The sequence below is a fragment of the Candidatus Nitrosopumilus salarius BD31 genome (assembly GCF_000242875.2).
In the GTDB taxonomy this organism is placed as follows: Archaea; Thermoproteota; Nitrososphaeria; order Nitrososphaerales; family Nitrosopumilaceae; genus Nitrosopumilus; species Nitrosopumilus salarius.
Genome location: NZ_AEXL02000083.1, coordinates 1 through 9,541, shown reverse-complemented (window position 1 = coordinate 9,541; position 9,541 = coordinate 1). Strand labels below are relative to the sequence as shown.

The 9,541-nt window shown below is 33.2% G+C and carries 12 protein-coding genes and 1 tRNA gene; 8 read left to right on the top strand and 5 right to left on the bottom strand.

The window, feature by feature from the left end; all coding sequences use genetic code 11:
• Positions 1–818, top strand: an 818-nt coding sequence (locus BD31_RS03915) for a beta-propeller domain-containing protein (RefSeq protein WP_008298869.1), incomplete at its 5' end; no start/stop codon positions are given.
• Position 819: 1 nt separating this feature from the next.
• On the opposite strand, the gene BD31_RS03910 is transcribed toward BD31_RS03915, so the two are convergent.
• Positions 820–1,464 (bottom strand): hypothetical protein, encoded by a 645-nt coding sequence (locus BD31_RS03910; protein WP_008298857.1) that lies wholly within the window; start codon positions 1,462–1,464, stop codon positions 820–822.
• Between the two features lie 81 nt (positions 1,465–1,545).
• On the opposite strand from BD31_RS03910, the gene BD31_RS03905 reads away from it, so the two are divergent.
• Positions 1,546–2,043, top strand: coding sequence for a hypothetical protein (locus BD31_RS03905; protein WP_048097431.1), 498 nt, complete (start codon positions 1,546–1,548; stop codon positions 2,041–2,043).
• Here BD31_RS03905 and BD31_RS03900 read toward each other — a convergent pair.
• Positions 2,035–2,394: a tetratricopeptide repeat protein gene (locus BD31_RS03900; protein WP_008298859.1), complete on the bottom strand. Its 360-nt coding sequence runs from the start codon at positions 2,392–2,394 to the stop codon at positions 2,035–2,037. The two genes, BD31_RS03905 and BD31_RS03900, sit on opposite strands and share 9 nt — an antisense overlap.
• Before the next feature lie 61 nt (positions 2,395–2,455).
• Positions 2,456–3,985, bottom strand: a complete 1,530-nt coding sequence (locus BD31_RS03895; RefSeq protein ID WP_008298868.1) for a hypothetical protein — start codon at positions 3,983–3,985, stop codon at positions 2,456–2,458.
• Between the two features lie 70 nt (positions 3,986–4,055).
• On the opposite strand from BD31_RS03895, the gene BD31_RS10280 reads away from it, so the two are divergent.
• Entirely contained in the window at positions 4,056–4,223 is a 168-nt protein-coding gene (locus tag BD31_RS10280) for a hypothetical protein (RefSeq protein ID WP_193353380.1), read from the top strand.
• A gap of 38 nt (positions 4,224–4,261) precedes the next feature.
• On the opposite strand, the gene BD31_RS10275 is transcribed toward BD31_RS10280, so the two are convergent.
• Both BD31_RS10275 and BD31_RS03890 read right to left on the bottom strand, forming a co-directional pair.
• Entirely contained in the window at positions 4,262–4,405 is a 144-nt protein-coding gene (locus BD31_RS10275; RefSeq protein ID WP_008298851.1) for a hypothetical protein, read from the bottom strand.
• Between the two features lie 53 nt (positions 4,406–4,458).
• Complete coding sequence (locus BD31_RS03890) at positions 4,459–5,343, bottom strand: hypothetical protein (RefSeq protein WP_008298873.1); 885 nt, start codon at positions 5,341–5,343, stop codon at positions 4,459–4,461.
• Positions 5,344–5,454: 111 nt separating this feature from the next.
• Here BD31_RS03890 and BD31_RS03885 point away from each other — a divergent pair.
• From BD31_RS03885 to BD31_RS03855, 5 genes are all read left to right on the top strand, one after another.
• Positions 5,455–5,532 (top strand) — tRNA-Glu (locus BD31_RS03885).
• Positions 5,533–5,721: 189 nt separating this feature from the next.
• Positions 5,722–7,155, top strand: a complete 1,434-nt coding sequence (locus BD31_RS03875) for an NAD(P)/FAD-dependent oxidoreductase (RefSeq protein ID WP_238536059.1) — start codon at positions 5,722–5,724, stop codon at positions 7,153–7,155.
• A gap of 236 nt (positions 7,156–7,391) precedes the next feature.
• The gene (locus BD31_RS03865) at positions 7,392–8,540 is read left to right on the top strand and encodes an NAD(P)-dependent malic enzyme (RefSeq protein ID WP_008298854.1); all 1,149 of its coding nucleotides are present in this window, start codon (positions 7,392–7,394) and stop codon (positions 8,538–8,540) included.
• Positions 8,541–8,680: 140 nt separating this feature from the next.
• Positions 8,681–8,905: a hypothetical protein gene (locus BD31_RS03860; RefSeq protein ID WP_048097426.1), complete on the top strand. Its 225-nt coding sequence runs from the start codon at positions 8,681–8,683 to the stop codon at positions 8,903–8,905.
• A gap of 254 nt (positions 8,906–9,159) precedes the next feature.
• A partial coding sequence (locus BD31_RS03855) for a universal stress protein (RefSeq protein ID WP_008298849.1) occupies positions 9,160–9,541 on the top strand: 382 nt, incomplete at its 3' end.

The following is a 9,541-nucleotide window of genomic DNA, read 5'->3' as shown; positions in this document are numbered from 1 at the left end:
TAACCACTACAGAATACTACACCCAGTATCAAGGAACGGTTCGTGCAAATGCAGTTTATGTTTTAGATGAGCAGCTTAACATTGTTGGGGAATTAGATCAAATTGCCCCTGATGAGAGCGTATATTCAGCGAGATTTATGGGAGATAGACTATATTTAGTAACATTCCAGCAAATCGATCCATTTTTTGTTATTGATTTGTCAAAAGACACACCAAAGATACTAGGAGAGTTAAAGATTCCAGGATTTTCAAATTATCTTCATCCGTATGATAATGAGCACATCATAGGAATAGGAAGAGACACGAAAGAAATTGAAGAAGGTAGAGTCCAGCAATTAGGAATTAAAATTGCATTGTTCAATGTTGCAGATGTTAACAATCCAAAAGTAATTGACGATGTAGTAATAGGAGATAGTTCTACATACTCAGAAGCATTGAACGAACACAAAGCATTCTTCTTTGACAAAACAAAAGGCATCATCTCAATTCCAATAACAGGCGACACCAAGAATCTCAATGAGGACTCAAGTGCAAAGATGATTGCACCAGATTACAACCGCTGGAGTGGATTCTATGTGTTTGATTTGGATAGTGTGAACGGATTTGAGCTAAAAGGCAAAGTAACTCATTCAGATAGCGACTCACATTATTACGGAATGAACAATGCAAGGACATTTTACATTGACGATGTATTGTATACTGTATCTGAAGGATATCTAAAGATGAATTCCATTGACGACTTGAAAGGAATCAATTCATTAAAGTTTGAAAACACTGGAAAGTTCATCGGATATATGGATGAAGAGATGGTACGTTAGATCATACCAAATGCACTATAGTTGATACGCCTCTCCTATCAAACTCAACACCATTTTCAACTTCACTAATTGTCACAGTAAATGAAATAACATCACGGGATTTGCCATTTTCTGCATGGAGTTTCAGATGAATATCCATCATGTCAAATTCCTGCGCAGGTAAATCAGTTTCATCCAAGTATGCATCACATGTTGATTCAATTCTAAACCGATCATCTTTAAAATGAAATCCAAGTTTCACCTTTCTTCCATCTCTTCCTGCACCTTTAACATTCACATCGATAATTCCTGGCCGTGTTTCGGTGTATCCTGATTTGTGATTTACAAAAACTCCAATCTCAAGAGGCTTACCAGCAGTGGATTCGGCCATCTTTTGAATCCCATCATTCATCACAACATCAACTGCTTTGATAGATTGTGCAACCTTTGCTATCCATTCATTTGTTCTTGTAATTGTAGCTCTAATGCCTGCACGTCTTCTTTTATCTTCATCTTCAGGCAATTTGTAATAGTCAACCCAAGCCTCATAATCATGTGAGATATCCTCTATGAAATCTATGCATGTTCGCCTATATTCATCAACATTATCAGTTCTCTCTGATTCATCGCCTGTTCGCATTCCATCATAATCAATAGGCATTGCCATATTCTGAATTAATTCAAGTTCTAAAAAAACCAATCTTGAGACAAATTAATGATTATAATAGGAATTAGTCAAAGAAAAATTATGATATTTACAGAAGTTGTAACTGATCTGCAAAATCAATTAAAAAAAGATTTGGCACAGATTAGATTTCTTCTCAAGAAAAATCCAGCGACAGGATATGCAAGGATTGTAGAAATTGGAAAAGAGGTTGGAAGAAAATACAACATCAAGTTAATTGTCAACTTTCCAAAGGAGGGAAGAATTGAAGAGTTTGAAATGTATGGAAAAAGAGATCTGAGTTTAATTGTAGATTATGATCGAAAAAGATTCCCAATAGACAGAGAAATAATAAAACAAAAAGCAAAAGAGATGCTAGTGGATGTTCAAACAGAAGATGCATACATGTATGAAAATAAAGAAGGGGTAAGAGTTTACACAAAAAATTGGAAGATAGACATTCTACCTCATTCAGTACACATTTGGACTGAATTTGATCAGAAAGTTACAGCGTTTTGTGATTGGCTGATGGAAAACGCTTATGAGATGAAGAGTGGCGAACAGTCTAACAAACTAGAGTAATTCAAGATCATCAAGAATTTTTTGCGCCTCAGAATTTTTAGGCTGAAGTTTTAAGATGTGTCTGCAGCAATCAATGGCTTCATCTTTTTGTCCAAGAGCCAAATGGGTGTTGGTTTTCAAAGTGAGAGTTTCAACATCGTTGTTATCTAATTGGAAAGCTTTTTCAAAATAAGGTAATGCTTTCTTATGATCCTCCACTATAAAGAAAATACTGCCCATGATAAACATAAAATCAGGATCATCGGAATATTCAGATTCCAGACTCTTTCCAAATGCAACTGCCTCATCATATTCACCATCTTTTAGTAATTTTTTGAGTTGTCGTTTGGGTTTTTTGAAAAGGCCTATCATATGGATTCGTTATTCGTAGCAGAGATTAGCAATTTGAATGTAAGACCATAAAAAATCAGACTTAGTCAAACAAAGATTCTGGTTGATAACTTGGGCTTTTAGGTTGAGTCGTCGATGGGATCTTCATTATTCCTTCTTTTATCAAGAATTGGATTCCCTGAACAAATGAATCATCATCAATGGAACCATCAGCCCACCAACCTGCATTGTTTTTAATCCATGTTGGGATTTCATTTGTGCCGCTGCTAGAGCCTGGAGTCGTCGATGGAATCTTCATTATTCCTTCTTTTATCAAGAATTGGATTCCCTGAACAAAATCTGAATCGCCAATGGAACCATCAGCCCACCAACCTGCATTGTTTTTAATCCATGTTGGGATTTTAGAGGTGCTGACAACATCACCGTTTAACTCGTTAAGATGAGGGTTCTCAACAATGGGGACTTCAATAATTGCATATCCACCTATTTTTGAATCAGGTACCTCGTATTCGGGTCCTGTACCATGAATAAATATTGCATAACGAGTAATTCCAGCTTTTTCTTTTATTGGAAGAAGAAGATGAACTTGACCAAATCCATTGAACAAATCTGCACGCCCAATGTCTTGAGCATATGAACGAAGACGATTACCAGATTCATCTACAACCCAAATATCATAATGAACTTGATCTATGAATTCAACGTCATTATACTTGTTCATGAAGTTTATTTTCCAGTCAATATCACAACCTTCCAAAGGATACTCTGGAGAGTAATTATATTGAATCATCATTGAAAAAGTATTTGTGGCAACACGTCCACTAACATAATCATGAAAAGTAGTATCACAGCCTAACAATTCTGCTTTTAGAGCTGTTGATTCAACATCAACGAAAGGATCATCTAGCACATTTTCTTGATAATCCAACAAAGTGTATTGATACATAATTGGAGCAACACCAGTTGTCACCCATGCATAAGTTAATGCCTTAACAGGAAATGGGAAATCATCGACAACCCAAATCTCATTATTATTACCGCTATACCAACCAACAACAACTGAATCAGCAGTTCCAGCAGGAGTTGTAACTGATTCTGCTCGTTTTGTAATTAATTGAGCGCCACCAATTGCACCTATCTTTCCCCATGCAGTGTCTCGGAATTCTTTTGGTCCATGAATCAGATCATGCACATTTCCAGTGGCAAATGCAGATAACCAAGATAACGAGGATTTGAATGCAATTGCATAATCATGAAGATTCTCATCAAAATTTATTGGTTCAGGAGCAGTTTTACCAAGAGTCATTGAACCTTTAACGATTTTATTTCCATCAATAACTACAACTTTTGCATCCCACAATGTTTCACTTTCATATTGTATGTCTCCTTTGATCCAGAATTTTAATTTGACAGGGGCACAGTCATTAAGATCTAATTCACATAACGAATATTCAAAATAATCTCCTTTTTGTAGACCTTCACCTAAATACCATGATCCATCCACATCAACACCGCCGGAGGTTTGAACACCTTGTCCAAAAGCAATATTCGAAGTTCCAAAACCAAGAACAGCAATCAAAAAGATAATTACGAATAGATTCATGAAGAACATAGCAAAAATACCTAGTTAAACGTTTTTTTAAATAAGCAAATATAGAGGAAAATGTACAGAAATTCCAGAAATGTGTGAATGTTCTAAAGTACATTTGTTCGAAGTAGAGTTTAAACTGGATGGAATGACTGTAGTTCCAACACATAAGAACTGCGGATTTTCACTAGATGAAAAACAAGCTGATAAGTTTCAAAAAGATTTGGTAAAATCATGGGGCTTGGAGCAAGATGAGGATTAATTTAAAAATAAAAAATAAGTTTTAAAGTTACTATCGAATTATAGTTGTCCGACAGCTTCTTTACAAACACTTGTTGAACATTTGCAATCATGACTGCATATACAATGACCTTGCATTGCACAGTCACATGAGTAATCTGGATCTCCGCTGTCTGCTTCGCATCCACATGCTTGATCTACCATGATAAATCAGTAACTTTACTTCTTTTAAAAGGTTAGTACATACATGTAGAATATCAGGCACTTGAAATAATCTCAAGAACAGAATTAGCAGATTTTTGCACAGTTTCTGATTGCTGTTCTAAAAGATTTTCGTCAGATTCAACATCGAAGGCTATCTTTAGAAGATAAATCAGATCTTGCCTTCGGCTTAAATTATCCTTAATTTTTAGAAAGTTTTCTTTATTGATATAACCCAGATAAAAATAGCAATCAGAGAGCATTGAATTTTTTACAAAGAAATCATGTTTTTGTTGTATGATTTGAGAGTGATTATTTTTTTCAATCAAATCTGAAAATCCAATTGTGGATTTTAGCATACGCTCAAGTAATGTTGGAATAGACCTCTCAATCCCAACAGTTTGAGTAACAACAGAGATATTTTCATTGATCGGAGTTTTCTTTAATTTCCGAAGTGAGTCAAGCATATGAGAAGGACTTGATCTTTGATGACTAATTGCAGATATTGCATCAGCCAAATAATAAGTAGCACATTTTTGCCAGCAAGGTGCAAATACATCAGATGTTTGAATAGATTCTTTAGTTTTTTGACAGCAGAAAATAGATTCAATTAAACAATTTTTAGCAAAATCTAGGAACAACAAATTACGTTTTTCATTAATTTTAGAAAGTAACATTCGTAAATCCCAGGATTCATCCTGAATTATTTTGAGAGCATCGTATTGAAGAAGTTTTTTTGATCGGGTTTCAGATAAAGAGGCATGATGAATCATTACAAAGTCATTTTCAAATTTTACAATTTTTTCTAATTCAGACTTTTCATCAAATACAACAATATCATAGTCACAAGAATCAAAATAGAAATCAGAAACTCGACAACCTGTCAATCCAATTGGAAATTCAGATAATCCTTCGTCTTCAACAAATTTTTTAATATTCATATAATTGAGTATGATTGATTTTTCTATAAAGGAAGAAACTTACAAAGTTTTACAAATTCATTCAAAGTCAAAACATTTCCTTTAAATTAAGATTAGATTGATTTTTGACAAGCTCCTATAGTGTAGTCCGGTTAAGCATTTTGGCTTCTCAAGCCAAAGACTCGGGTTCAAATCCCGATGGGAGCACCATCATTCTGTGGCATAGACAAGGAGTCCACGTTTGACCTTTTAAGAAATCTAGGTAAAATTTCCAAATGTATCAATGAATTAGTTCTTTTAAGATAGTATGGATTTTAATCAAAATAATTTTTAGAAAAGTCGAATTTTCTTTATAAACAAAAGTATGTTTATGTTGTCCATTTACCTTAATTTCTATACGTGGCTCAAATATACAAATGTCTGCAATGTGACGTAACATTTGATTCGATAAAAAAAAGGAATGCACATGAAATCTTTTCTCATAAATCAGACATGCCATCAAAAAAGAAAATTCTGATTTTAGGAGGAGGATTTGGCGGAATGCATGTATTAAAAGAACTACAAAAAAAAATAGATGTTAAAAATGCAAGTATAACGATTGTAAGCGAGGATAATTATTTTTTGTACACTCCAATGTTACCAGAAGTGGCTTCAGGTATGCTCAATCCAAGAGACATTACAACTGCAATTAGATATTTTTGTGTTAGCGCAAAATTTTATCAGGCTACAGTATTTTCAGTAGATTTAGAACAGAAATTAGTAACGATTACAAGGAAATTTGATGGGAAAGATCACGCTTTAGAATATGATTATTTGGTGTTAGCTGTAGGAAGTATTAACAATTTTTTTGGAAATAAAGCAATTGAAGAAAATTCTTTTACAATAAAAACTGTTGAAGATGCAATTGAATTACGTAATCAGATTCTCTTAATGATGGAAATAGCCGCACAAACAGGAAGTATGGGACTTCAACAAAAATTTCTCACTTTTACTGTAGTTGGTGCAGGTTTTGCAGGAGTTGAAACAATTGGAGAAATAAATCATTTTGTAAGAAAATCTGTAAAACAAGCATACCCTTCAATTGTAGATACAAACATCAACATGATTTTAATTTCATCTAGGAATGAAATTTTACCGGAACTAAATAAAAAACTGGGAGAATCTGCAAGAGCATATTTAGAAAAAGTGGGAGTTCGAATTATCACAAATGTAAAAGCGATTAATGCTGGGGAGAGCTATGTGGAACTATCAGATGGGGAAATAATTCCATGCACTACACTAATTTGGACAGGTGGTGTCACTACAAATTCCATGATAAAATCAATGAATTGTGAACATAGTAAAGACGGGAAGATTTTGGTTGATAAATATTTAAAATTAAAAGAACATTCCGAAGTGTTTGCGTTGGGTGATTGTGCAGCAATTCCAGATGTCGATACAGGAAAATTTTACCCTCCAACAGCTCAACATGCATTACGAGAAAGCAAAATTGTTGCAGAAAATATCAAAAAGACACTTGATGGAGATTCAAGTTTGAAAGAATTTTCATATCATAGTAAAGGGATGATGGCAACTATAGGAGATAAAGCAGGTGTTGCATCTTTGATGGGACATAGCATATCAGGAGTGTTGGCATGGGTGATTTGGCGAACTTATTATTTATTGCACCTTCCAACGTTAGAAACAAAAATTAGGATTGGTATTAGCTGGGCAATCAATTTATTTTTTGGGACAGATTTGACTAGGATCGGAGAGACAAAAATGAAAAATTTGCATAAAGTGGAAATTGATGATACACCATCTCTGAAAGATCAATTATTGTCAGATTTGTAGATAAATTCTAGTGGTATCTGTAGATATTTTTCATTGGAGGCTGAAAGGTTCAAAATTGAAAGTGACAAACTAGCATAATCAGAACCAAAAGGAATTACAGAAATAACAATACGTATTTTTAAATTGTGATTAAACAAAATAAAAAATTGAGTGTCGCTTATAGTAAATATCATGATTTGTATATTTCAATAAAATTAGATAATCTTCATTAATACTAGATTATAGTCAATTGATAGTTGTCAAAAAAAGCTATTTTACTACATAGAAAATTACAAGGAAAAATATTCATTGAAAGTAAAATTTCAAATTTATCTTCTAAAAATTTACAATTAATCTATACACCAGGAGTGGCATCGGTATGTAAAGAAATTATGAAAAATCCAGAGTCCAAATATACGCTAACATCAAAAGGCAATAATATAGCAATCATAACTGATGGTACCAGATTATTGGGATTAGGGAATGTGGGAGCTAATGTATCGTTACCTGTAATGGAGGGAAAATCAGCAATATACAGAGCGTATGGAAAAATAAACGCATTTCCAATATGTCTTAACACTACTGACAAAAAGAAAATTGTGGACATCGTCGAGGCAATAGAACCTATGTTTGGAGCGATAAATCTTGAAGATATAGAATCACCAAAAGTTTTGGAGATATACAAAGAACTTGAAAAAAGATTGGAGATTCCTGTATTTCACGATGATGGGCAAGGTACTGCAATTGTTACACTTGCAGGATTGATCAATGCATTAAAAATTGTAAAAAAGAATCTATCTGAAATAAAAATAATCGTGGCAGGTTCAGGTTCTGCAGGATATTTTATTGGGAAATTATTAAATTTTGCAGGATGTAAAAATATCATCATGCTAGATTCAAAAGGTGTGATCTACAAGAATCGAAAGAACAACATGACCAAATACAAAAGAGAGATTGCAAAAATAACAAATCCAAAAGAAAAAGGACAACTCTCAGAGGTGATAAAAAATGCAGATGTCTTTATCGGAGTATCAGGAATTGAAGATCTTTTCAAACTAGAAGCAATCAAAACTATGAATAAAAACCCAATAGTATTTGCACTTACAAATCCTTATCCTGAAATAAATCCACACGATGCAAAGAAAGGTGGAGCGAAAATTGTAGCTACGGGTAGCTTTCTATATAAAAATACGATAAATAATGCAATAGTTTTTCCGTATTTGATGAGGTCAATATTAGATTTAAAAATCAAAAAAATAACTATGGAAGTTCTTTATGCCACTTCGTTAGCTGTTGCAAAGACAATATCTGATCAGAAATTGTCTCCAAACAACATAATTCCGTCAATTGAAAACAAATCTTTACAAAAAAACATAACAAAATCTCTTAAAAATCTGAAGTCATAGAGTATTCTATATGGTGTAACAATACAATCATTTTGAGGGCCATAGAGTAATGTGAAAAAAATCATTACAGTGTTTTACTTGGGAATTAAAATTTTGTGCATATAACACAGTCTTACTTTTTATTATCTAATTTCACTAAGATGAATATATTGAAGATCATCATAAAAAATGGGGAATCAAATAAAGTGTATCATGATGCTACAGATGTATCGGTTCTTCCAAAAAGCAAATTGGTTAGAACATTTAATGAGGATGGGTCTTTGAACGAAGAATTCAAACTTGTTGATAAAAAAATCACATTGGATGATGACCTTGACAACGATCAAACGGAAATTGTAGTAACTTTGAATGTTAGAAAAGAATGATTGAAATAGAATCACGACACATTTGCCACACATCTATGTAGGTTAATTTCCAAATAGGAGTTAAAAATAAGGCAGTTAAGTATGAAAATTAGGCATGGTGTTCATATATCAAAGAATGCATTCTAAATCATGTCAGAAAAAGATGAGTCCAAAAAAGAAAAGATCGGCTCAGAATATGAGGAAATGAATGAGGGATAACACGAGCTTGAAAGAAAATTATGAAACTGATGAAGAATACGAGGAGTCAATATTAAATGAGTTTTAAAGAAATTCTAGTAGCATATGATGCATCAGGTTTTTCAGACAGGGCATTTAGAAAAGCGCTGGATATTGCAGAACCAAAAAGCAATCTCACAGTATTAACTGTGATTACCGGAATATATCAGCCATCAATTGGATTTTCAATGAAATTGAATAAAGATTTGTTAGATAAGCAAAATAATGTACTCAAGAAAATATTTTTAAAATTACAAGATACCGCCAAGAAAAAAGAAATTAAACTTTCTTTAAAAATTATTCAGGATAATTCAGTATCAAATGCAATTATTAAATATGTTAATTCACACAAATATGATTTGATTGTAATTGGCTCGCATGGAAGAACAGGTTTGAATAAATTGATTCTTGGAAGTGTTG